The sequence below is a fragment of the Microbulbifer rhizosphaerae genome, from assembly GCF_014191725.1.
Lineage (GTDB): Bacteria > Pseudomonadota > Gammaproteobacteria > Pseudomonadales > Cellvibrionaceae > Microbulbifer > Microbulbifer rhizosphaerae.
The window spans coordinates 51,840-76,259 of the sequence record NZ_JACHWZ010000001.1 but is presented as its reverse complement, the minus strand read 5'-3'; the positions used below and the strand labels follow the sequence as shown (position 1 = coordinate 76,259).

The window sequence follows — 24,420 nt, the reverse complement described above, 5'->3', positions numbered from 1 at the left end:
ATTAATATGCGTATTTATCGCCTGCTTCAATGAGCGCCAATTCGAACATTGACTCCGCGTCCTCTTCACCGTGCTTTGCACGGCACCATAGCTTCGCCGTATGATAGATCGATGCTAAAAGCGCCTCACTGGGTCCCATTCTCTCTTTGAGAGACGCATTGAGTCGCTGCGCCAAGTATTGCGTTTCACGGGGTATCGGTTGCTGGTCTGAGGCGCGCCAAATTTCCGCTAAATCAGATGACACATCGGGGGCTAACCGCCATTGCTCGACCAATTTTAGCGGTACAAAAGTATTTCCATTCGAGTCAAATCCAACACGCACTTCTTCTATATAGGTTTTGAAGGTTTTCAGTCGCGCTTTATGATTTTCCATATCGTTCGCTGGAATTGCAACCCCATATCGTAGAATATCAGGATAACCGTTTAAGATGTTCGGCTCGGAACTCACCAGAAACAGCTTGTGTAGTGATGGGGAGCGTTTAGCCATCTCGTTAAATCGGTGCAAAAACGGCAACAGATAACATTGCACCAGCGCCACATCGAACAGTTCAATGATAATAAATCTCGGCGTGAACGATGACTCAAGCAACGCATTCACGCCCGAGGCCCAATCGTTCTCTGACAACCAATGGGGGCTTGCAATCAATGATAAGCACTGTTTTCTCCACCCCAAGGTCGAAACCCACGCATCCAGTAACTCTCTATTTTCGAGAATAACGATTGGAGATTCTAAAAATAGTTTGTGGTAAATGTAAGATTGAAGGGTATCAACATACAGGTGGTACTCTTTCCCTAAGGTAAGCGTGTAATGCGCCGTAAATTGATCTTCACTGGTTAATTTCGTGCTTCCTTTAGGCGCTTTGGGCGTACTAAATGATACTAGTGCAGGTCCAGGCATTGACTCCCCAAGGGGTAATTCATCAATTCGAGTATTTACCGCCTCCATCTGCGCCTCAAGTGATTCTATTGATATTTTCATCTCGCGCGTCGTTGCCCGCAACATTTGGAGCGTTTTACGAACACCGATTAATTCAGCATCAACTCGGGATAAACCAATGTGCAGGCGCTCATTGATCACTTCTGCATTCGGTGAATGCTTCGATGCACAATGCGCCTGAGTATTAGCTATCTCCTGCTGAATAGCGACTATTTGCTGTTCGAGCTGTTTTACTTGCTGTTCACTGGACGAAGATTTTTCGAGTCGTGGTTGTGCCGGTTTAGGTTCTGGCTTGGCCTCAAATTGCGCCTCGAGTTCCTTAATGCGAGCCTGCAAGGACTCAACGGCGAACTGCCCTTGCTCTACATTTGCCACCAATTGATCAATCTTACGATGATCGTCTCGAATGACATCCAACAATACATCTGAAGCACCATTTTTAAGCTTTTTAGTCTCTTGAATCAGGTAGTCATTATCTTTCAAACCAAATAGATCATAAAACTCAAACAGCACTTCAGTGCTAACAGACCATGTAAGAGATGCTTCAAGCATAACGTGCATTGCTGCTTGCTCTTCTGCTTCTTCCAAGTCTACCTGCAACAAGCCATACAGTGATTTATCGGTATCACGAATGTATTCTACAACTGCTAAACGATACAATTCCCAGCATAAATTGGTGTATCTGTGACTAGGATCTTGTATGGTAGAAAGTATTCTTTCGCTGGCCTTTCTCTGATGAGTTGGTGTCCCTGGACGAAACCCTTTAATTGGGAATTTTCTTTCGTATTCTGAAAAAGCTTTATTGGCCTTTGGGCTATAGTTAATAATCAAATCTCGCCGACTTGGGGGAGAAGCCCCTTCTTTAACATTGATTGATGCGACGCTCTCACCCGACTCCAAAAGCGTCTGCCGAATTCGACTTGCCTCTTCCTGAGAAATAGGTTTTCTCATAAACATGGACAATAAGTTCGTCCGCTTTTTTCGGGTGCTTCGCTCTTTCTTTGCTCGCCGTTGTGCCACTAGGTTTTCGCCCTATTTTTATCTCTTACTTCTTTTACACCAGGCCCATATCCTTCCCCAGGGTGAGGAGCATGATTGCCTTGGAGCAATTGATAGCATTTGAGTACCGAACGCTGCCGTTCAGGCTTTGGACAATCAATGCGGTGCTTGGGTAGGAATCGTGATTCAATACACACCGACTCTTCAAATAGCTGTTTACGAATTTCAACGCCCAAAAGATGGCTGATTGCGGGCGGTACTGCATTGCCTATTTGTCGATGTGCATCTCTATAACCCCCAACGACCTCATAGTTATCAGGGAACGTCTGCAATCGACAAAGCTCGCGAATCGATAGCTTACGATTTTTCCAATGAAACGGACCGGTGGCAGGCCCTGGTGCGGCTTGAATCGTCCACGATGGTCTATTTTTTGCTAGCTTCAGTAAAAAAGACCAATATCGGGTACGCCAACCAAAAAGTGGTAAGCCACCACTTTTATCCGTGTGCCATTGGTAATTTTGACCTTCTGGAATACTCGATAGTAATCCCGCCCACTTTCCGGTCGGTAGTAACCCATCGTCTTCGGTATTTTCCAGATCACCGATTGAATCCCACGCCGTCGTGTAACGCGAAAGTACGTTTTCTGCCTGTTGCTCAGCAGAGAGTTCTGGTAGATGGGTTGGTTTTGGGAGGCTGAACGCCGGGCCAATGCGGGAGCCCACGACAAATATCCGCTCGCGCATCTGTGGTACACCATAATCCGCACAGTTGATGGACAATACCGACAAATGATATTTACAAGCATGTGATCTATTGATGCGCCGGAGTTCTCTATGAAGAAGTTTCAGTCCTTCATCTTTGCCTGCATAGGCAAGACCTTTAACGTTTTCAAGGATAAATACTTTAGGTAAAGCACAATCAATGACATTCAAATAAGCCTTTAACGTAGATGCCCGAGGATCTTTCAGCCTCTTAGCGCCGCCAGAGGCCCAGTATCCAGATTTAGAGAATGGCTGGCACGGCGGTCCTCCTGCGATGAGATCCAAACTGCCTTTTGAGCGAACCTGCGCTTGGGTCAACAATTCTTCAGGTTTTACCGCCGTGATGTCACCCTGTTTTGAAAGCGTCCATTCAGGTCGATTTTTAGATAGTGTCTTCTGGCAAACTGAATCTAATTCAACGCAAAGAGTGGTCTTAAATCCAGCACTTTCAAGCCCTAGATCCAGGCCTCCGGCCCCGGTAAATAGGGAGAGAGATGTATGGTTTCGGTTTTCTTTTTTCATCCTTTTTGCGCTTTCTCTTACTTCATTATTTTCCTGACTTAGTATTTCGGACATGCTGAGCAAGAATTAACACGCCACCATGTACAATGAACAAACCTTCTATGTTTTAGCCGAGCTAACCCGTAACCGCCGAACAAGTGAAATTGCTTCGCCTCAAGTTATAATCGAATCTGGTGTCTGAAGGTTTGAAAAGAAGTGGCATATCTGATTGATTTGTTGCCGCCAAACATGTCAATCAAGGGATACACCGCCATTAGTAAGAGTACCGTTGTTGAGTTCGCCCGTCGAGACGAGACGGCTGACCCACTGACGAGCTGCTGCAGGCCGTGGAGGCGGAATTGGCCGGATGAGCACCGGGAGGGCCGCCTTGAGGATAGCCCGGCTACCGTGGTGCATAACGGCCACCTGTCCGAATGCGACATTCAAACTGGGGGAGCCTTCATAAATCCCCTGCCCGAGGCCAGGGTCACCTCCGGCTTCGGCATGAGGCCCTGGCCCATCGAGGACGCGGAACATAAGAAGAAGCGCCTGCACAAGGGCATCGACCTGGGCGCGCCCAGGGCACCCGGGTACGGGTACCGGGGGCCGGAGTGGTCATCTTCTCCGGCGCCAAGGGGGCCAGTGGCGAGGTGGTGATCATCGACCACGGGCAGGGTGTCGAAACCCTCTATGCCCATCTGGACAAGCGCCTGGTGAACGAGGGCGACAGGGTCGAGCAGGGCCAGATCCTCGGCCAGGTCGGCAGTACCGGCAAGGCCACTGGCCCACACCTGCACTGGGAGTTGCGCCGGGACGGTGAGGTGGTGGATCCGGCCAGCCAGGTGCCGGTGCTGGCGAAGCAGTAGAGGAGACCGAGGCGCCCCTGTTCTGTTCGACGCACAGGGGTCCCTCTGTAGGAGCGGATGGCCGCCCCACCGCTCCTACAGGGGGGATTGACCTACTTGGAAACGCTTTTCTTCCGCGACTTCTTCCCGCCGCCCTCCCCGTCTTCTTTCACCACCCGCAACATGGGCTCATCGGAGCGGTAGATCAGGCCGTGAATCTCGGTGGCGGTCTGGCCCTGCAGCAGTTGCTGGAGGAACTGCACTATCTGAGCAGAGATCTCCTGGCCGGGGACCAGTACCGGGATACCCGGGGGATAGGGCACGATTTCATCAGCACTGGTGCGGCCGATCAGATTTTTCGTGGCCGTCACCCCGTTGTCCATCAGCGGCAATTCCTCGGTGTCGGCGAAGTAGGCATCCGCCGGCAGGCAGGTGAGGCGGGTGAATTCCGGCAGGCGACGCGCTGTGCCGGCCTGGGGACGTTTACGGGGGTGTCGCGCCAGTTGCTTGAACGCGTGGATCAGCCGCAGCAGTTTGCTCTCGGTACTGCCCAGGGTCACCAGTACGCTCACGGTGTTGTAGGTGGTCTTTTCCACCTGGATGCCGTACTGGTCGAACAGTTTGATCTGCATCTCCTTACCGGAATAGCCGCTCGCGGAGATATCGACGGTGACCTTGGTGGGATCCAGGCGGATATTGTCCCCGGCCAGCGGCTCGGGAATCAGGTCCTCGCGGGTGAGCGCGCGGAAAACGCCGGTGGCGTCCACTTCCCGACGCAGGGTCTCCACCATCTGCAGGCAGCGCTTCAGGCAGGCGTAGCCCTCCATAGCCATCTGTTTGCGCGCCACATCGAGGCTGGCGATCATCGCGTACTGCGGGCTGGTGGAGGCGTGCATATTGAGGTTTTCACGGAAGCGGAACTCGTCGAAGTCCGGGTCCTGCACGTGGATCATGCTGGCCTGGGAAAAAGCCGAGAGCATCTTGTGGGTGCTCTGGGTCACGTAGTCAGCGCCGCACTCCAGGGCGGTGGGGCGCAGTTCCGGATGGAAGTAGCCGTGGGCATACCAGGCTTCGTCCACCAGCACCTTGACGCCGCGCTCGTGGGCGTAGTCGATAATCGGCTTGAGGTCATAACGCAGGCCGTCGTAGGTGCAGGAAGTGATCACCAGCAGGCGCGCGTCGCCGTGCTCGTCCAGGGCCTGCTCGATATCGGCGCGCTTCACCGGACCGTAGATACCAAATTCCGGGTGCAGGACCGATTTGAGGTACACCGGCTCGCAGCGGTTCATCACTATCGCGTGGTGTACCGACTTGTGGCAGGCCTGGTCGACGATGATCTTGCCGCCGCCGCCGAGGATCTGCTGGATCACCACCTTGTTGGCGGTGGAGGTGCCGTTGGTAAGGAAGAAGGTGTGGCGCGCGCCGAAGGTCTGCGCCGCCAGATCCTGGGCCTCCTGGATGACCGAGTGGGGCTCCAGCAGGCTGTCGAGCACCTGCACCGACACCGACAGGTCGGTGTTGAATACATGCTCTCCCATAAAGCGGTAGAAATCCCCCACCCAGGGGCTGTTGCGCAGGCTGTCGCCGCCGGAGTGGCCGGGGGTGTGCCAGGCGTCGCGGGCGGAAAACACGTATTCCTTCAGGGTGTCGGCAAAGGGGGTGGAGGCGCGGCGGGCGATAAACGCCTGCACCAGGCGGAACATCTGGTTGAAATTGCCCTCGCGGCGGTCGAAGAGTTCATCGAAACGCTGGCGCACGGAGACAGAGATGGTGCAGCCCTGGGCGTCCGCAGAGGAACCCTGGGCCACCAGGAAGACATTCAACTGGGCGCGCAGGCCGTGCAGCCGGTCCACCAACTCCTCCGCGGCGGCCAACTGGTCCGGGGTGCTGCCACCATCCACAATCAGCGCCTGCAGGTTGTCCTCTTCGCGCAACAGTTTTTCCACCGCACCGGGCCTGGTGGCCTCGAAACGCAGGCCGAAGGGGTTTTCGTGCTGCGCGGCGGTGGCGTTGAGGGCATCGACCCAGTCGCCGGCGAGCTGCCGATCGGCACTCACCAGGGCCACACGGCACTCCAGTGGCTGGCGGCGTTCACTCAGGTTGCCCAGATCAGGCATTGTCAGTTCCAAACCCATAATTCTTATCCATCAGCATAGCCCGGATATTTCCCGGAACTATCGTCTAATCAATTTAACTCTTTGATTTTATTTGGTTTTTAAGACTTCACGGCACGGGAAAACCCATGCACTGCGGGTGCAAAGCCAGGGGGCAAATACTAAAGGAGCCGGAGGGGGAATGCCTCAGCCGGATAGTATTTAGCGATAATTGCCAAATGGCGGGGAGAAAACCAAATCCGCTGTCGCTGAAGGCAGTTAAATTAGAACTTTGCGCTTCTCACCCGGCCGTCGAACCGAAGGCATTCTTCGACGCGTTGGCGCTGTACCGGTGACAGCGCCGACAGCGGGAAGTAGCGCAGTTCCGAGTGCTCGTCGGACAGCGCGATTGCGCCCTCGTCGCTAAAGTGGGCGCGAAAGATAAACACGTGGGAATTGTAGACCCGGTGGTAGTAGATACCACTCAGGTAATCGATGCGCACCGCGCGACCCAACTCCTCGCGGCACTCGCGCAGCAGCGCCTCGTGGATTGTCTCACCGGGGTCCAGCGCGCCGCCCGGGAGCCCCCAGCTCTTGTCCGCGTATGTGGCGCGCAGCTGCAGCACTTCGCCCACCTCATTGGTGATCACAGCGTGGGCGCTTAGGCGATAAGTGTCTTCGAATCCCATGGTTCCTTCAAACTTTAGAGGGTGGCTGTAGTTCAGGGACCATCGATCAAAAGTACAAACAACGCGATGCGAAAGGCCTGATGCCGGTGGCCGTTTGCGGGACCGCCACCGCCGCCAATCCCCTAGAACCCCTGGGCCAGCTCTATACCAACCCCCAGCGTCTGCACCGTTTCATCGTAGTCGATCAGGCTTTCACCGTAACCGTTGAAGTATTTCACGTAGCCGCGCACCCGGTTGCCGATGGGGAAACCCCAGTTCAGCTCCACAGCGCCGCGAATGTCGGAGCGCAGGTTGTTGCGCAGCATCATGGTCACACTGTGGGTGGGCCCACGGTATCCGCCCCTCAGTTCGAAGTGCCCCAGGTAGGCTTCGATATCCGGGTTGTCGTCCTCCTCCGGATCCTCGGGGATGCGGTACCAGGGTTTGAAGGAGAGGAAATAGCTGTCCCGCTCGAAGATAAAATGGGCGTAGATGCGGTTCCAGCTGCGCGAGAAATCGCCGCTGCGGCCGTTGGACTGGTGGTTGACCGCCAACTGGTTGGCCACGTTGCGGAACCCCAGCAACTGCCAGTCGTTGAGCCAGGTCATGATCAGCTCCGGCTCATGGTTGGTTTCGCGAAACGGCGACGAGTCGTCGGAATTATAGGCCTGCCAGAAGCTGCGATTGGTGTACGCCAGGCTCATAAACGACGCCTGGCCGAGAAAACCGCGCCACACCGGCACCTGTACCGAGAACTGGAACTGGATTTCCACCGGGTCCAGTTGAATAGTTTCTGCTTCCCGCCCCTCCAGCCCGGCGCGGTCGGGCGAGGGGTTGTACACCGCCGGCAGCAGGTAATTGGGTTTGTGGGAGGCGAGGGTAAAGGGGTTGTTGGCGGCGTCGCGAATCGCCTGGGCGCGCTCGCTGACGCTGGGCTCACCGGCGGGAAGTACCTGTTCCGGCTCCGGCCCGCTCACCGTGGCAAATATCGGCCGCGGCTCGCGCTCCGACGGATCCCGCCGCGCCTCCTCCGAACAAAAGAGACGCATCTCTTCCAGGGTAGTGTCGGCGGGAGCCACCAGCAATTGTTCGCTCAGGCATACTTCCTCGCGCTCCTGCGGGGTCAGCGCCTCTTCCTCTTCCGCTGCGCCCTGGGGTTCCGGTTCCTGCGCCCAGGCAAGGCCCAAAATAGAGAGCCATAAAACAACGCTGTGAAATAGCTGGCGGCGCGACAAAACACTCTCTCCCTGCTGGCCGGTTGCGCCGCAAGCTTACACCGCCGGGAAAAGTTACCGCAATCAGTGGGTCGCGATACCCGCCAGTTGCGGCGACCACTCCAGGTCCCGCAGGCGAACCTGCCACAGGCGGCCGGTGCTGCTGGGCCAGTCGTAGCCAACCAGCAGGCCGCGACCATCCACATAGCAGTGGGCGTCGCGCTCCGCCTCATCGCCGTGGTAGACGTAACCGCTCACTCCCGTACCCAGTTCCTGGGCGCCCTGGGTGGCGGCATCGCCGGCCATGGGCCTGGCACTCCGGTGGCTGACCCGCGGCGCCAGCAGTTTGCCCCGCTGCGAGGGATCGACAATATCCGGCATGACCACCTCGCAGCCTTCCCGGAACTGCCGCAGTTTCAACAGCAGCGGCCCCATAAAGATCCGCATCAGGGGGAACAGCAAGCGCCCCCGGCCTTCCAGTTGCGCCTCCTGGGGCCCGTTGGGGCCTGTCCAGTGCGCCTCTATGGGGTCACCCATTTCCGGCGCCGCCTTCTCGGCAGTGAGTAATCGGTAGTGGGCCCTCACCTCATCCACCTGGTCGCGCCAGTGGATACGGCACTCGCTCACAAAGCCCGCGCTCAACAGCGCGCGCACCTCGATCCCGAAGCCGTCTTCACCCACCAGCCGCCGGCTTACCAGCAGGCGCCGGCCCAGCCTGTCGTGTCCCAGTTGCCAACTGTCCTGGACCGGCATCTCGCGTCCATCGCAGCTGTATTGGTAGCGTCCCTGCGCCAACGTTTCGCTCAATTTCATGGCGAACCTCCTTGATTAACTCGCGCAGCAAGTTGCAGTACGCGGAGACAATCGCTGCAGCAAGTATTGCACAGGAGAGGGCTTTACGCCGGGAGTAGGAAGCGGCTGATTGTCAGTGGTTAGTGACCCTAACCACCGTCCCAGGGACGCAGGCCGGCGGCCTCCCATTCCCAGGTCACAGAGGTGAAAGAGCGGCGTTTGCGCGGGCGTATTTTTACCGGCTCCGGCGTGCCCACCGACAGTACGCCCACTACGCTGTCCTTCTCCGCCAGGCCCAGTTGGCGCCACACCAGCGGATGCTGTTCCACCGTGTGCCAGATGGCCCCGTAGCCCAGGGCGTGAATCGCCAGCAACATCTGCTGGCAGGCGGCAGCGGCGGACATCTGCTGCTCCAGAACCGGTATCCGGTGGCCGGAAACCACTTCGGCGCAGACAAAAATCATCATCGGCGTATCGGCAATTTCCTCGACGAAGGCCCGCAGGTCCGCATCGCTGATATCGCGGGATGAATAAATTTCCCGCACCACTTCGGAGAGATCGCCCATCCCCTGCCCGCGCACCACGACAAAACGCCAGGGTTTGAGATTGCCGTGGTCCGGCGCCGACATGGCCGCCTGTAAAATGGTTTCCAGTTCCTCGTCCCCCGGCACCGGATGGCGCAGCAGGCTGCGCACATAGGAACGCCGGGTAAGCAGTGCCTCAATGGCATCCATGGCAGGTCGCCCCCGGCCCTTTTCGATCAATGACATAACTTCCCTTCAATAGCTTTATTTTTACCGCGCCTCCGACACGCGGTCGTGTGAAACTTTCGTTTGCAGTTCGCCGGCAACCCAGGATACAAGCTTCCCGCTGTCCAGCTTGTAGACCCGGTCCGCCAGGTGGAAGTAGCGGTCGTCGTGGGTGATGGCGATCACCGTCTTTCCGGCCGCTTTCAGTTCCGGCAGCAGCTCGCGATAAAACACCTCGCGAAACACCGGGTCCTGGTCCGCCGCCCACTCGTCCAACAGCAGCACGGGGCGGTCCTCCATATACAGCAGCAGCAGCGCCAGTCGCTTGCGCTGCCCTTGGGACAAGGCAGTGGTGGACAGGCGACCCGCCTGCACGCGGACCTTGCCGTCCAGCGCCAGACGCTCCAGGTAGTGCTCCACTCGCGCGTCCACATCGCTATCCCGCCCCCGCTCGTCCAGCACATCGGCAAACAGATAGAAATCGGGAAAGATGGTGGCGAAATAGCCCCGGTGGTCCGGGGCGCTGAACTCGTCCAGGGACACGCCGTTGAGGGCCACACTGCCCTCGCCAGGCAGGTAGAGGCCGGTGAGCAGCTTGCCCAGAGTGGACTTGCCGCTGCCGTTGCCGCCCACCAGGAAGATGAGTTCGCCGCGGCGAATGCGCAGGTCCAGGGGCCCCAGGTGAAAGCCCGGCTCTCCGCCCACGCCCGGATAGTGGTAGCCGGCCCCCTCCAATGCCAGTTCCCGGAAAGGGGGCAGCGGCCCGCTGCTGTCGGGCCCGGAGTAATCCTCCGCCCGCCCCAGCTCCAGGCGGTCGATCGCCCCCAGGGCGACGCGGCCGCGGATCACCGCGGGCACCGCGTCCAGGATGGTGGCGATGGGCGTGCGCAGGAACATGGTCGCCAGCACATAACCCACCAATACCTCCCGGCTCACCAGACCCAGGGCGGTGCCTGCGAAGAACACCGCCCCCAGCAACAGGAATATCAGCGCCGTGGTCCAGTTGAGGTTCACCGCCCAGAGCGCCTCGGCGCGGGTGGCGGCGCGCATCGCCTCTTCCGCTGCCGGCTGCAGCCGCTGCAGGTACAGGTGACGCCGCCGCGGCCGGCTCAGCCCCAGTTCGTTGCGCCCCTCAACGGCCGCCTCGAACTGCTGGAACAGGGTGTCGTCCAGTTGCCGCACCCTGCGCATCAGGCGTTTGACCCGCCCGCCGAGCAGCACATCGCCCCAAATCGCGAGGGCAATCACCACCTGGGTGACCAGGAACAGGGTCAGGTCCAGCCACGCCAGGTAGGCCATGCCCGCAATCAGCAGCAGGCCGTTGTAGACGGCGATGGGCAGTTGCTTGAAGGCGGCGGCGACCACGGTGATATCCCGGGTGAGGGCGTTGTAGACCAGGGGCGCGCCCAAAGACTCTAGCCGTTCCAGCGGGGTGCCCAGCACCCGCGCCACCAGTTGCAGGCGCAGCCGGTACACCAGCCCCTGGCCCAGGCGCACCAGCAGCACCTGGGCGCAGACGCCGCTGGCAAACACCAGCGCCACCAGGCCCCCGAACAGCCCGAGAGCTGCGCCTGTGTCGGCCATGCCGCTCTCCAGGGTGCGGTTGATCCAGGCGATCAGTCCGATGCCCGCCGCCGCGCTCAGGGCGCTGGCCAGTATTGCGAGCATGAGTTGCCAGCGCACCGGGTGCAGTAATGTCGTTATCGATTGCATATTCCTTGTCCCTTCTGCCGGCGTGCGGCCCTCTCCCCCAACCCCTCTCCCGCAATCGGAAGAGGGGAGCTATTTTTTCGCGCCCTGTAGGGCGGGCAAAGGAGCGCAGCGACGTGCCCATCGCCCGAGGCCTTGATGGGCACGCTGGCGCTTTGCCCATCCTACGAAACCGGGAATCGGCTTTCCGCCAGCCGTTCCAGAAGTTGGCAGTGGAGTTCCGCCGAGGCCGGGATGGAGAAGTGGTCCGACTCCAGGACCCCGCCCCACACCGGCCGGCGGCTGTAGGGCTGCCAGGCCTCCGGATTGCAGGGTCCGCCCCGGCAGGCCCACACCCACAGCGGCACGTCCACCCGGGGCAGCGGCGCAGCATACATCAATTTCTTGAACGCCCAGCGGGCCGCCACCCGCTCGCGAATCCAGTTCGCCGGCACGCCGCCCCCCAGGGCCTCGAGCAGGTCGGGGCGGGACAGCGCCAACTCCGCGCCGGCGGCGTAGTCGCAGCCGGCGATCTGCCCGGCCAGCGACCGGCGGCAGCCGTCCGGCAGCGCTATGCCCCGGGTCTCGCAGTAGTGATCCAGGTCCGCCAGCAGTTGCCCCGCCTCGTCGCCGGCCCCCTGCAGGGTGTTGCCGGGATCGTAGTCGAGCAGCACCAGCCCCTGCACCCGGAACCCCCTCGCCTGCAGTTTTCCGCTCAGCAACAGCGCGAGGCGCGCCGCCAGGCTCCAGCCCACCAGCACCAGCGGGGTATCCCGCAGGGACTCCGGTACCGCCGCCACATAGTCCTCCAGCAGCCGCTCCAGGCAGTCGGGATCACTCTCGTCCGGGACCGCGCTGTCCGCCGCCAGGCCGTAGAGGCTCACCCGACCGCGCAGCGCGTCGATCAGCGGGCGCAGGGGCAGCAGGTGGCCGGAGACGGCGTGCAGCACCACTACCGCCGGGCCCTCCGGCACCTCGCCATAGCATTGCCAACGCCGCGGCTCCGGGTCGCCGGCAATAGTCGCGGCCAGCGCGCGCACCGTCTGTGCGTCGAACAGCAGGGTGGTCGGCAGCGCCCGCTGCAGGCGCTCGCGCAGACGCGCTACCACCTTGATCGCCGCCAGGGAATGGCCGCCGATATCGAAGAAATTGTCGGTGACGCCGATATCCTCCCGGCCCAGCAGTTCCCGCCAGACCGCCAGTATCGTCCGCTCCAGCTCTCCTTCCGGGGGAACCGGGGTGCGGCTGCCGGCCCGCCGCACCAACCCCGCCAGGGCCCCGCGGTCGATCTTGCCGTTGTCCCCCAGGGGCAGTGTGTCCACCGGCAGGATACGGGCCGGGACCATATAGTCCGGCAGTTGCCGCGCCAGGGCGGAGCGCAGCCGTTCGGCGAGACCGTCGTCCGGTGGCGCCGCCAACAGCGCCACCAGTTGCGCCCGATCGCCCTCACCGTCCACCAGCGCCACCGCCCTGTCCGTTCCGGCGGCCGCGCACAGGGCGCGTTCCACCTCTTCCAGCTCGAAGCGAAAGCCGCGCAGTTTAATCTGATTGTCCCGGCGGCCGAGGACGCGTATGGCGCCATCGGACTCCTGCAGCGCCAGGTCGCCGGTCCGATACAGCCGCCCAGCGCCGAAGGGATTCCCGATATAGGCCGCGGCGGTGGCCTCGGGGTTGCCGAGATAGCCGCGGGTGACTCCGGGGCCGCCGACCCAGAGTTCCCCCGCCTGTCCCCGCGGCACCGGCCGCCCGGCGCCGTCCAGCAGGTGAATGCGGTTGCCACCGATCGCCGAAGTCAGCGCGGTGTCGCCACCGACGGGGTTTAACTCGGACCAGAGCACTCCCACAGTGGTCTCAGTGGGCCCGTAGTGGTTGAAGATACGGCAGGCCGTGTCGGTGCCCGCCAGCCGTCGCAACAGCGTCGCGCCCACCGATTCGCCCCCCAGCACCAGCCGCTGGCGCGGCAGCAGAGCGGCGGCATCCTGCCCCTCGATCAGCGCCTCCAGGTGCGAGGGCACTATCTTCAGCACGTCCAGGGGCCACTCCGCCTGGTAGGCGGCGAAGGCCCGGCCGTCGGTGGCCGCGGCCCTGTCCAGCAGGTGCAGGCAGCCGCCGCGGACCCAGGCGGGGAAGAGCACCGTATTGCCCAGGTCCGCCACCAGGGACGACACCAGGCCGTAGTGCCCGCCGGCGGGCAGCGCCAGGGCCTGAATCGCCGCCTCGCAGTAGTGATTCAATTGGGCATTCTCCACCTGCACCCCCTTGGGCCGGCCGGTGGACCCGGAGGTGTAGAGCACATAGGCGAGATGCTCAGGCAGCCGGGCCACCGGGCGTAGCGCCGCCGACTCCCCTTCGGCGGTGGGCCAGTCCAGTATTTTCCAGGGCCCCGCCAGGCAGTCGCCCTTATCTTCCGCCAGCAACACTGCCGGCTGTGCATCCTCGAGAATATTCTGCAGGCGCGCGGCCGGCTGTTGCGGGTCCAGCGGCAGGTAGGCGGCCCCCGCCTTGAGCGCCGCCAGCATGGCGATCAACGCTTCCGGCCCCCGCGGCAGGCACAGGGCCACAATCCGCTCCGGCCCGGCGCCGGCGGCCTGCAGGGCGGCGGCCACCCGGTCGCTGGTATCGTCCAGCTCGCGGTAGCTGTATTCCCGCGAACCGCAGCGCAGCGCAGCCCGCCGCGGATGGCCGGCGGCGGAGGCGCGGAAGCAAACGATGATATCCGCGGCGCGACCCACCGGCTCGCGGGGCTCCAGCGCCGCGCTGCCTTCGTCGTCGAGCAGCATATCCAGCTCAGCCAGGGGCGCGCCCGGCCGCTCCAGCGCCAGTTCCAGCAGGCGCAGCAGGCGCGCCAGCAGCCGGCGCATCTGCCCCTCCCGGTAAAGCCCGGTATCGAACCACAGGGACAGCTGCCCGTCCCCGCTGTCGGTGCAGACCGCCTGCAACAGCAACTCGCAACCGCCATCGAGCGTATCGGCCTGCAGCGCCCGCCGGTGCGCCTGGCGGCGCCAGCGGAACCCCGCCTGGCGGCTGGGCCGCCACAGGGGTAGCAGTTCCGGAAGGCTCGCGTATTCCTGCCAGTCGGCCAGCTCAGCCAATTGCGCCGACAGCTCCCGGACCAGGCCGCGCAGTGCAACCCGTTCGGGCAGTTGGCAGGCCAGCGGCAACAGCTGATCGAAGAGCCCAAGGCTCCCGGCCAGTTCGCCGTAGTCCTCCCGGCAGTCGTGGCAGTGGCCCAGTTGCAGACCGTCGCGGCCGGTGAGCCGACCCAGCAGCGCGATCCAGGCCGCGAGCAGCGGCACCGGCTCGGCGCAATCCCACTCTCCGGTCAGATCCGCAAGCCGCCGCTGCAATTCGGCGGGAAGCGGACACTGTACCCACCCCGGTTCGCCGCCCGGGGAGCCATAGACCTCCGGCAGGCGCCCGCCGGGCAGGCGGTCCAGGCCCTGGTTGCGCCAGAACTGGGCGCCCTCGCCCGTCTCCCCGTCCTCCCGTTGCAGCTCGCGAATCCAGGACACATACTCCCGGTACTGCATCGGCGCCTCGCCGGTATCCGCTGCGCCGCGCGCGCAGGCGTCCAGCAGTTCATCGCGCAGTCCCAGCAGGCTGGCATCGTCCACGGAAAGGCTCGGCAGCCCCAGCAGCAGGCGGCTGCCGCCGCGATGGTCGCGATAGAGCCAGGCCACCAGGTCGGGCCGGCTGTCGGCGGCGGCCGCCTCCGCCCGGCAGCGCCACACCTGGGGTTCCACGCCCTCCTCCGCGCCACCAGTGCGCCAGTCCAGGCGCAGTTCCCCCGGTTCCAGCACCAGTTGGCGCAGTCCGCTCCAGCCCTCCGGCTGGCGGTAGCGGGTGCGCAGGGCCTCGTGGCGGGCCGCCAATTGGCGCAGGGCCGACTCCACCGAGGCGGCGTCTATTCCTTGCCCCAAATCGAGCCAGACCCAGCGCAGTGCCGCCGGGTCGGCCAGGGCTTTCTGTTGCGGTGAGAGGGGGTCGCCGCCGGTGTCGAGATTCACGATTGCACCTCCTCGGTTTCCCACTCCCGCGCTTCTTCCCCGTCCGGCGGCGGCGCCTCCACCTCGTCTCGGCGGTAGAGGTCGCCCATGGCCACCGCGATGCGCCGCTCCCCCTCGAAGGGGTCCCGGGCGTGGGCGGCGAGCATATTGTCCAGCATCACCACGTCTCCCCGGCGCCAGTCGAAGCGCACCGCGAAGCGCTCGTAGGCATCGCTGATCAACGCGATCGCCTCCGGCTCCAGAGGCTCGCCGTCGCCGTAGCAGACGTGCCGTGGCAGCCGTTCCTCGCCGCCGGCGGCGAGCAGTTGGGCGCGCACGTCGTCGTCGAGAAAGGCCGGGTGGTAGAGCTGGATCTGGTTGAAGAAGCTCAGCTCGCCGGTGACCGGGTGGCGGATCACCGCCGGCCCCCGCTGGCGGGTGTGCAGGCTGTCCCCTTCTCCCCAGTGAAAGCGGATGCCGCCCTCCCGGCAGATGGTCTCCACCACTTCCCGGCTGTCGGTTTTGAAAAAGTGCTGCCAGCTCACGTCGATGCGCCCGTCGAAATTGCGGATATACAGCAGTTGCTTGCGCTGCAGCTTGTCCCGCAGCCAGCCGGGCAGCGCCCGGTACAGCTGGCGGCAGTCGACGACCGGGGTGGCCCCGCCCACAGCTGCCGGAAGTTCGCAATAGAACCATTGACGCCGCGGCCAGCGGTGTTGGTGGGCGCTCTCGTTGTGGAACAGGATCATGCGGTCCGCGGGATAGGGGGTGGAGCGGTAGATCCTCTCCCCCACTTCCTTCTTGGGCAGGTCGCCGTACTGGCCGTAGAGCTCCGGGTAGAGGGCGCGGCAAAAGCGCTCGAAGTCCACCGCCGTGGGCAGATGGAAGCCGCGGAACAGCAGGCCACCATGGTGCCCCAGCCACTGCTCCACCCGCTCCCGGTTGGCGGCGGCCCAGACGGCCGGGTCCAGGTCAGGATCGCGATTCTCTACCAGCAGCGGGAAGGCCTGTCCCTCCCGCAGCGGGCGGCTCTCCACCGTTGCCGCCGCTGACGCCGCGGCGGCCGCGGGCCGGCGCCGGAGTTTGCCCAGCTTTGACAGTTTGCGCTGCTTCTGCGCGGATGAAGTCATGCTCTCCTCACCTCCGGGGTGCAGATCGAATTCGCTCAGGGGAGTATCCGGCGCGGCCAGGGCCTGGCTCAGCAACCCGCACAAGCGGTCGCGCAGGCGCTCGATGGTCTCGCGCCGGAACAGGCTGGGCCGGTAGACCCAGCGCATCTGCAGCGCCTCCTCCGTCTCGCTGGCGAAAAGCGCCATGTCGAATTTGGAGTGGTGCTGGGCGCCGGGTCGCGGGGTCACCTCGATACCCGGCAATTCCCGCCGCTGGCGGGGGGTGTTCTGCATTACCAGCAGCGCCTGCAGCAGCGGGTGGGTGTTGCGCTGGCGCGGCAGCCCCACGGCCTCCACCACCCGATCGAAGGACACCTGCTGGTGGGCGAAGGCGTCCAGGCACACCTGGCGCACTTCCTCCAGGTAACCGGCAAAATAGGCCTCCGGCCGCGGCTTCAACCGCAGCGCTATCAAGTTGACGAAGAAGCCGATCAGGGACTCGGTCTCCGCCGGTTCCCGGTTGGCCACGTCGGTGCCGATTACCAGGTCGCGGCTGCGGGTCTCCCGGTGCAGCACCAGGCCCAGGGCCGCCAGCAGCAGCATAAACAGGGATACCTGCCGCTCCCGGGCGAAGTCCCGCAGGGCCCGCCACTCGGCGCCACATAGTTGAAAGTCCACCCCGTCGCCGCGGCCGTCGTCCCGCTCCGGCCGCGGGAAGTCGAATGGCAGCGCCAGTTGCGGCGGCATACCGGCCAGGGTCCGGCTCCAGAAGGACAATCCCTCCCCGGACTGCGTCCGGCGCGCCTCCGACTGCTGCCAGGCGGCGTAGTCGACATACTGCACTGGCAAGGGCAGGAGTGCCTCGCCGCCGTAGCAGGCGATCACCTCGTCCAGCAGCAGTGCGGTGGACCAGGCGTCCGAGGCGATATGGTGCTGCACGAACTGGCATACGAAATCCTGCTTCCCGCGCCGGTAGAGCCGCACCCGCAGCGGCGCCTCCCGATCCAGGTCGAAGGGGCGGCAGGCCTCCTGCGCCAGCCGGCGCTCCAGCCCGGCCTCGCCCTCCCCGGCGGGCAGCTCGATTTCGGCGAAGTCCACCGGCAGGGCGTCGTGTATGCGCTGCACCGGCTCGCCGTCCGCGGGCTGGTAAGTGGTACGCAGAATTTCGTGGCGGGCGCTGACCTGTTCCAGCGCGCTGCGCAGCGCGGGCCCGTCGACGGGCCCGCGCAGTTCCACCGCGAAGGCCATATTGAAGCTGGCGTCCGCCGGGTCCAGTTGCTGCATAAACCACAGCCGGCGCTGGGCATCGGACAGGGGCATATCCCCGTCCCGCGGCACTGGGGTGATTTCTTTCCGGGTGACGGTCGCGAGGGCCTCCGCCTGGCGGGCCAGTACCGGCCGCTCGAAAAAGGTCTTCAGGGGCAGCTCCAGCCCACGGGCGCGCAGGCGCGAGCGGACCTGGGCGGCGCTGAGGGAATGGCCGCCCAGGTGGAAGAAGTTGTCGTCCGCGCCCAGTTCAGCCACGCCCAGCACCTCGCGCCAGATCTCCGCGAGCAGTTGCTGGTCCGCGGTAAGCGGCCCGCCGGCGACGGTGCCGGCGGTTTCACCCCCCGCCTCCGGCAGCGCGGCCCGGTCCACCTTGCCGTTGCTGTTCAGCGGCAGGGCCTCCAGCGTCCGGTAACGGGCGGGCAGCATATACTCGGGCAGATGGGTCGCCAGGTGCGCGCGCAGGGTCCCGGGGTCGACCTCGCAACCGTCGCGGTTCACCCAGTAGGCGGCCAGTTCGCCGGACCGCAGGGCCACCGCCGCCTGGCGTACCGCCGGGTGCCGTTGCAGCGCGGTCTCTATCTCCCCCAGTTCCACTCGAAAGCCGCGCACCTTGACCTGGCTGTCGGTGCGCCCCAAGTATTCCAGCCCGCCGTCCGGCAGCCAACGGACGCGGTCGCCGGTGCGGTAGAGGCGGCCGCCGTCGCCGGTAAAGGGGTCCGGCAGAAAGCGTTCCGCGGTCAGCCTTGGGCAACCGGAGTAACCCCGTGCCAAGCCGAGGCCGGCGATATACAGTTCCCCGGCCACGCCCGGCGGCACCGGATTGAGCTGGGCGTCCAGCACATGGCAGCGGTTGTTGAGCAGCGGGTATCCAATCGGGTGCACCGCTGTCTTCTGTTCTTCCGTCACCGGGCAGCAACTGGACCAGACGGTGGTCTCGGTGGGGCCGTAGACGTTGAACGCCGCCCGCGCGGCCCGGGCCAGGCGCGCGGCCATCTCCGCCGGCAGCGCCTCGCCGCCGGCGAGGGCGACCACGCCGGAAAGGGCTTCCGCGCTCTCTTCCAGCAGCAGGCTCCAGGTGGCCGGCGTGGCCTGCACCAGTTGCACGTCCCGCTCGCGGATCAGCGTCAGCAGCGCCGCCGGGTCGCGGCGTTGGTCGTCGTCCGCGATCACCGCGGTGCCGCCGCGGGCCAGGGGCAGGCAGAGTTCCAGCCCGGCGATATCGAAGGTGATGGTGGTGAGCGCCAGGAAGCGCTCCACTCCCTCCAGCGGCAGTGCCCGCTCCATCGCCAGCAGGAAGTTGGCGAAATTGCCGCGGGAGATCTGGACGCCTTTGGGGCGGCCGGTGGAGCCGGAGGTGTAGAGGGTGTAGGCCAGTTGGTGGGGTTCGGCGGGGCGCGGATCGCGGCCATGGGCGGATGGCCGCCCCGCGGATGGCCGCCCCGCGGATGGCCGCCCCACCGCTCCTACAGGGGATAGTTGGATCTCCAGTTCGGACCAGGTGACAGTGGGAATAGCCAGACGGGGATCGCGGCCAGCGGCCGCTCCCGGCCGGACCGCTCCTACAAGGGCCCTCTCCCCCGGCCCCTCTCCCGCTTGCGGGAGAGGGGAGAACTCGTCCGCACACAGAAGCAACACCGGAGTTGCCTGCTCCAATATGTATCCATTTCGCTCCGCCGGATGCGCCGGGTCGATCGGCAGGTAGGCGGCGCCGGCTTTCTGGATGCCCAGCAGGCAGATTGCCAGGCGCTCGTCCCGCGGCAGGCAGAAAGCCACCAGCGCTTCGGGGGCGACGCCCCGGGCCAGCAGCCAGTGGGCCAGTTGATCGGCGCGCTCCCTCAGTTCGTCATAGCTCAGCCGGCGCTCCCCGCTGATCACCGCGGTGCGCTGCGGGTGGCGGCGGGCGGCGGCGTCGAAGCGGGCCACAAAGTCCACGATATCACTCTGCGGCGCCGCCTCTCCCGCCGCGGGCCGGGCCGCCGCGGATGGCAGTTCCAGGGCGGCCAGGGGCGACGAGGTGGCCGCGGCGAGGCGCCCGAGGAGTTCGATATAGTCCTCCGCCATCCGCGCCACCGTCTCTTCCCGAAACAGGGCGGTGGGGTATTCCAGCAGCAATTCGGTGCTCCCTTCTCCCTGCTCCCCGCGCTGTTCAAAGAGGTTGAAGGCCAGGTCGAACTTGGCGCTGACCCGCTCCGGCGCCAGCGGCTCCACCGTGAGCCCGGGCAGTTGGATGCGCCGCTCGCCGCGGTGGTCCACCTGGTAGTTGAAGGCCACCTGAAACAGAGGCTGCCGGGAGAGATCCCGCTCCACTTCCAGGGATTCCACCAACTGCTCGAAGGGCAGTCCCTGATGTTCCAGGTCCTCGCGGTGCCGTTGCCCCACTTCCCGCAGGTAATCGCCCAGGAGCTGGCCGGGGCACAACCGGCAGCGGTGCACCAGGGTATTGAGAAACGGCCCCACCAGGTCCTGGCTGCGGGGGTCGTCTCGCCCCGCCACCGGCACGCCGACAGTGAAATCCGCCTGACCGCTGTAGCGCCACAGCAGCAGCTGGCAGGCCACCAGGCAGACGGTGAAGGGGGACACTCCCAGGCTTCGCGCCAGGGCGTCCACCTCCCGCACCCGCTCCGCGGGCAGGGTTCTTTCCAGCCGACGGCCCGCGGCCTCCCAGCGTGCTGGCCGGGGCTTGTCCAGGGGCAGGGACAGATCGAAGCGGGCACCGTCGAGCCGCGCCCGCCAGTAGTCCAGCAGCGACCCGGCTCCCCGCTCATCCAGGGCTCGGTACTGCCGTACCGCCAAGTCGAGGAATTCCAGTTCCCGCCCGGGAAACTCGGCTTCCTGCCCCTTGCTGGCGGCGCGGTAGGCCTCGGCGAAGTCCCGCACCAGCAATCCCATGGACCAGCCGTCCACGGCGATATGGTGCACGTTGACCAGCAATCGGTAGTCTTCTTCGGTCGGTTGGAACAGGTCCACCGCCAGCAACGGGCCCCGCTCCAGGTCGAAGGGCCGGGCTGCGGCCCGGGCCGCGGCCTCGCGCCAGTCCGCCTGCTCCGCGGAGTGGTCGCGGAAGGAGAACTGAGCCTGCTCCACCACCCGCTGCCACACCTGGCCGCCTTCCTCGAAGAAGCGACAGCGCAGGGATTCGTGGCGTTCCACCAGTTGCCCAAAGGCCCGGCGCAGCGCCGTCACGTCCAGCCGACCGCGGATCGCCAGCAGTTGGCAGACGTTGTAGGCGGCGCTCTCCGGCTCCAGTTGCTGCAGGAACCAGAGGCGACGTTGGGCCGGTGACAGTGGCTGGGGCTGGTTGCGATCGACGCTGGGTATAGATGAGGTAGTGGCGGGCCCACTGCCGGGGCCCTCATTCGCCTCTGCCGCCTGCAACGCCCCAACCAGCGCCCGCGGCGTCGAGTGCGCCAGCAGCAGACGCGGAGTCAGCGCCATATCCAGTTCCCGGGCGCGGGCGACCAGTTGCAGGCTGAGGATGGAGTCACCGCCGGCGCGGTAGAAGTCGTCGTCCGCTCCCAGGTCGGGGCGGCCCAGCAGTTCGCGGAAGAGGTCGCGCAACTGGCGGAGAAGGGAATCGCCGGCCAGCTCCGCCTCCTCGGCCATGGTCCGCAGACGGCCGTCGGCGGCCACTTGGCGCGGGGTCAGGCGCAGCCCGGCGCGGGCCGCCAGGGCGATCAGGCGCAGGCTGAGAATGGAGTCGCCGCCGAGCAGGAAGAAGTCGTCGTCCGGCCCCAGCTGCTCCACCGGCAGCAGCTGGCGCCAGATATCCGCCAGTTGCGCCTCGGTTTGGCTCAGCGGGCGCTCCTCGTTCTCCCGGGGCCGGCCTGTTCCGGGCAGGGGCAGTGCGCTCCGGTCCAACTTGCCGTTGGGGTTCAGGGGCAGGCGCTCCAGCGGTATCCAATGGGCGGGTACAAGATAGTCGGGCAGTTGGTCGCGCATACGCGCCTGAAGCGCCTCCAGGTCGAAACCCTTCTTTTTCACCTCCAGGTAGGCCACCAGTTGACGGCCGTGTTCCAGCTCCGGAGCCAGCACCGCGGCGGCAGCCACTTCCGGCTGTTCACCCAGCCAGCGCGCCGCCTCCCCAGGCTCCACCCGGAAGCCACGGATCTTGATTTGGTCGTCCAGGCGCCCGAGGAATTCCAGCCCGCCGCGGGGGTTAACCCGCACCCGGTCGCCGGTGCGATAGCTGCGCCCGGAGCCATCCGCCGCCGGCGGGAAAGCGGCAGCGGTCTGTTCCGGCTGCCGCCAGTAGCCCAGCGCCAGTTGCGGACCCTGGATAACAAGTTCACCGGCGGCGCCCCGCGGCACCGGGTTGCCGTCGCCGTCCAGTACCAGCAGGCGGCAGCCGGGCAACGGGATGCCCAGGGGAAGGTAGGGTCCGGCGCGCTGCGCGGCCGGGTCGACCGGCTGGCAACAGACACCCACGGTGGCCTCGGACGGGCCGTAGTGATTGACGATGCGCAGTTGCGGCGCCAGGGCCCGCAACTGCTTTACCAGCGCCGCCTCCAGGCCCTCGCCGCCGAGCACCAGGGTGTGCCGGGGCAGCAGCCGCCGCGGCTCGGCTACCGCCAACAGCCCCTTTAAATGGGAGGGCGCTATCTTGAGGCAATCCAAGGGCTCGCGGGCCAGGTAGTCCGCCAGCGCCGGCGGGTCGAAGGCCCAATCCGGGTCCGGCAGCACCAGGGTGCCGCCGCTGTACAAGGCGCCGACCACCGCGGTCAGGCCCAGGTCCGCGGCGACCGTGGCCAGGGTGCCCTGGCGGGCGCCCGCGGGCAGTTGCAGCCGTTCGGAGATGGCGGCGGCGTAGTGGGCGAGTCCATCGTGGCTGACCAGCACTCCCTTGGGCTGGCCGGTGGAGCCGGAGGTGTAGAGCAGGTAGGCGGGGGCTTCGGCGCGGCTGCGGCTGTCCTCCCCGCCGGGTTTGCCTTGGGGCCAGCGGTCCAACACCAGCATCGGGCCCCGCAGTTGCGGGTCCGGCGTGGCCAGCACCACCAAAGCACAGTCGCTGTCCTCCAGCAGTTGTTGCAATCGCCCGGCCGGCTGCGCCGGGTCCAGGAACACTGCCACCGCGCCCAGGCGCCAGCAGGCCAGGGTGGCGGCGATCTGCAGCGGGGTGCGCCGCAGGCACAGGGCCATGCGGTCGCCCTCCCCCACGCCTTCGCTTCGCATCCGCCGCGCCAGCGCGGCGGCCGCCCCGGCCAGTTCCCGGTAGCTGTAGCGGCCGTCCGGGGACACCAGGGCGCAGGCGTCCGGCTGCCGCCGGGCCAGTTCTTCCAGCCGCCGGTCCAGCAGTTGCGGGGGCTCCGCGAGCGCGGGCGCGGCCAGATCGCTGACGGCGTCGGTCCAGCGCAGTTGGGACAGGCGCAGGCCGGGGTTGTCGAGGACCTGTTCAAAGGCTTCCTGCAGGTGCGCGAGCATCTGCCCGGCGGTGCTGCGCTCGAACAGTTCGTCGCTGTATTCCAGATCCAGGCGCAGGCGACCGTCCGGCAGTTCCACCAGGCGCAGGGTGAGGTCGAAGCGGGCGTGCTGCTGCTCCGGCTCGACGATTTCCACTTCCGCGCCGGGCAGCTGGAAACTGCGGCTCTCCGGCAGGCTCAGCTGCACGAACATGGCCCGGAAAAGGGGCTCGCTGTCGCCGCCGCCGGCGCGACCGATCAGGGCGGGCAACTGCTCGAAGGGGACATCCGGGTGATCGAAGGCGGCCGCGGTGACCTCGCGGGTGCGTTTCAGGGATATGCTGAATTCCGGATCGCCTCCCAGGTCGTGGCGCAGCACCAGGGTGTTGAGCAGGGGACCGATCAGCGGCGCCAGCTCCGGGCGCTCGCGGTTGGCGATGGAAGTGCCCAGGCAGAGATCGCGGTCACCGGTGTACCTGGCCAGCAGCCAGGCGAAGGCGGTCTGGCCGTAGATATACAGGGTGGCGCCGGCGTCCTTGGCGGCCCGGCGGATGCGCTCGCTCAATGCCAAGTCCAGCGGGCGGCTCAGGCTTCCGCCGCTGAAGCGCCGGTCGGCGACTGGGGGGCGCGGTCTGTCCAGGGGCAGGTTGAGGGCTTCCGGGGCGTCCCGCAGAACTTGGCGCCAATGCTCGCACTGGGACCGGTAGTCGTCGCTGTTCATCCACTCCCGCTGCCAGAGGGCGTAGTCCCGGTACTGCACCGGCAACTCCCCCAAGCGGGGCGACTCGCCGGCCAGCTCCGCCCGATAGCACTCGCCCACCTCCCGGTTGAGCTGCTGGGCGGACCAGGCGTCGAAGGCGATATGGTGGATGGTAAAGAAGAGCCAGTGGTCGCCGTCGCCGGTTTGGGACAGGCGGATGCGCAGGGGCGGCTCCCGCTCCAGGTCGAAGCGCTGGGCCATTTGCCTCCGGTACTCGGCCCGGCACCAGGCGGCGCTGTCGCCACCGTCCATCGACGCCGGTTGCACCGCCAGCGCCGGCGCCCATTCGGGCAACACCTCCTGCTGGGCTTCGCCGTCCCCGCCGGCGATATAGCGGGTGCGCAGTATCTCGTGGCGCCGGATTACCTGCGCGGCGGCGCGCTCCAGGGCGGCCAGATCCAGTTCGCCGCGGAAGCGCAGCACCGAGCAGAGGTTGTAGAGGGCGCGCCCGCTCAGTTCCTCCGCGGCCAGGAAGCGGCGCTGCGCCCGGGACAGCGGGTAGCGGGCCGGCTCTTCGGCGGGCTGGGTGGCGATGGGCAGCCGCCAGGCGTCTATGCCCTGGGCGGCCAGGCGGGCGCGGAACTCGCGTCGCTTTTCCGCCGGCAGCGCCGCCAGGCGGCGGGCGATATTCATTGCGTCGGGTTGGTCCATC

10 protein-coding genes and 1 pseudogene are annotated in these 24,420 nt (G+C 64.9%); 1 reads left to right on the top strand and 10 read right to left on the bottom strand.

Annotated elements, in window-relative coordinates:
• Position 1: 1 nt before the first annotated feature.
• Together FHS09_RS00190 and FHS09_RS00185 are read right to left on the bottom strand one after the other, a co-directional pair.
• On the bottom strand, positions 2–1,894 hold the full coding sequence (locus FHS09_RS00190) for a hypothetical protein (RefSeq protein WP_183455532.1): 1,893 nt from the start codon (positions 1,892–1,894) through the stop codon (positions 2–4).
• A 62-nt stretch (positions 1,895–1,956) separates the two neighbouring features.
• Positions 1,957–3,219 carry a DNA cytosine methyltransferase gene (locus FHS09_RS00185; RefSeq protein WP_183455531.1) on the bottom strand — a complete coding sequence of 421 codons (1,263 nt, stop codon included), beginning with the start codon at positions 3,217–3,219 and terminating at the stop codon, positions 1,957–1,959.
• A 563-nt stretch (positions 3,220–3,782) separates the two neighbouring features.
• Between FHS09_RS00185 and FHS09_RS00180 the strand changes: the two are divergent.
• Positions 3,783–4,064 (top strand): annotated as a pseudogene (locus FHS09_RS00180) (M23 family metallopeptidase); the annotation flags it as partial.
• A gap of 92 nt (positions 4,065–4,156) precedes the next feature.
• Here the strand turns inward: FHS09_RS00180 and FHS09_RS00175 are convergent.
• The 8 genes from FHS09_RS00175 to FHS09_RS00140 form a co-directional block, all read right to left on the bottom strand.
• Positions 4,157–6,160, bottom strand: a complete 2,004-nt coding sequence (locus FHS09_RS00175; protein WP_246394195.1) for an aminotransferase class I/II-fold pyridoxal phosphate-dependent enzyme — start codon at positions 6,158–6,160, stop codon at positions 4,157–4,159.
• Between the two features lie 260 nt (positions 6,161–6,420).
• Positions 6,421–6,825 carry an NUDIX hydrolase gene (locus FHS09_RS00170; protein WP_183455528.1) on the bottom strand — a complete coding sequence of 135 codons (405 nt, stop codon included), beginning with the start codon at positions 6,823–6,825 and terminating at the stop codon, positions 6,421–6,423.
• 122 nt (positions 6,826–6,947) lie between these two features.
• Positions 6,948–7,991: a phospholipase A gene (locus FHS09_RS00165; protein WP_246394194.1), complete on the bottom strand. Its 1,044-nt coding sequence runs from the start codon at positions 7,989–7,991 to the stop codon at positions 6,948–6,950.
• 111 nt (positions 7,992–8,102) lie between these two features.
• On the bottom strand, positions 8,103–8,831 hold the full coding sequence (locus tag FHS09_RS00160) for a hypothetical protein (RefSeq protein ID WP_183455527.1): 729 nt from the start codon (positions 8,829–8,831) through the stop codon (positions 8,103–8,105).
• A gap of 128 nt (positions 8,832–8,959) precedes the next feature.
• Positions 8,960–9,580, bottom strand: coding sequence for a nitroreductase family protein (locus FHS09_RS00155; protein ID WP_221191704.1), 621 nt, complete (start codon positions 9,578–9,580; stop codon positions 8,960–8,962).
• Positions 9,581–9,604: 24 nt separating this feature from the next.
• Entirely contained in the window at positions 9,605–11,272 is a 1,668-nt protein-coding gene (locus tag FHS09_RS00150) for a cyclic peptide export ABC transporter (protein WP_183455526.1), read from the bottom strand.
• Between the two features lie 161 nt (positions 11,273–11,433).
• Positions 11,434–15,255 carry a non-ribosomal peptide synthetase gene (locus tag FHS09_RS00145; RefSeq protein ID WP_183455525.1) on the bottom strand — a complete coding sequence of 1,274 codons (3,822 nt, stop codon included), beginning with the start codon at positions 15,253–15,255 and terminating at the stop codon, positions 11,434–11,436.
• Positions 15,252–24,419 (bottom strand): non-ribosomal peptide synthetase, encoded by a 9,168-nt coding sequence (locus tag FHS09_RS00140; RefSeq protein ID WP_183455524.1) that lies wholly within the window; start codon positions 24,417–24,419, stop codon positions 15,252–15,254. Before FHS09_RS00140 ends, FHS09_RS00145 begins: the two co-directional genes overlap by 4 nt.
• Position 24,420: the final 1 nt, after the last annotated feature.

Bases quoted from the DNA above. Each gene is read 5' to 3' on its own strand.
- FHS09_RS00175 (WP_246394195.1), bottom strand. From the start codon at position 6,160: ATGCCTGATCTGGGCAACCTGAGTGAACGCCGCCAGCCACTGGAGTGC.
- FHS09_RS00140 (WP_183455524.1), bottom strand. From the start codon at position 24,419: ATGGACCAACCCGACGCAATGAATATCGCCCGCCGCCTGGCGGCGCTG.
- FHS09_RS00170 (WP_183455528.1), bottom strand. From the start codon at position 6,825: ATGGGATTCGAAGACACTTATCGCCTAAGCGCCCACGCTGTGATCACC.
- FHS09_RS00160 (WP_183455527.1), bottom strand. From the start codon at position 8,831: ATGAAATTGAGCGAAACGTTGGCGCAGGGACGCTACCAATACAGCTGC.
- FHS09_RS00190 (WP_183455532.1), bottom strand. From the start codon at position 1,894: ATGTTTATGAGAAAACCTATTTCTCAGGAAGAGGCAAGTCGAATTCGG.
- FHS09_RS00185 (WP_183455531.1), bottom strand. From the start codon at position 3,219: ATGAAAAAAGAAAACCGAAACCATACATCTCTCTCCCTATTTACCGGG.
- FHS09_RS00155 (WP_221191704.1), bottom strand. From the start codon at position 9,580: ATGTCATTGATCGAAAAGGGCCGGGGGCGACCTGCCATGGATGCCATT.
- FHS09_RS00150 (WP_183455526.1), bottom strand. From the start codon at position 11,272: ATGCAATCGATAACGACATTACTGCACCCGGTGCGCTGGCAACTCATG.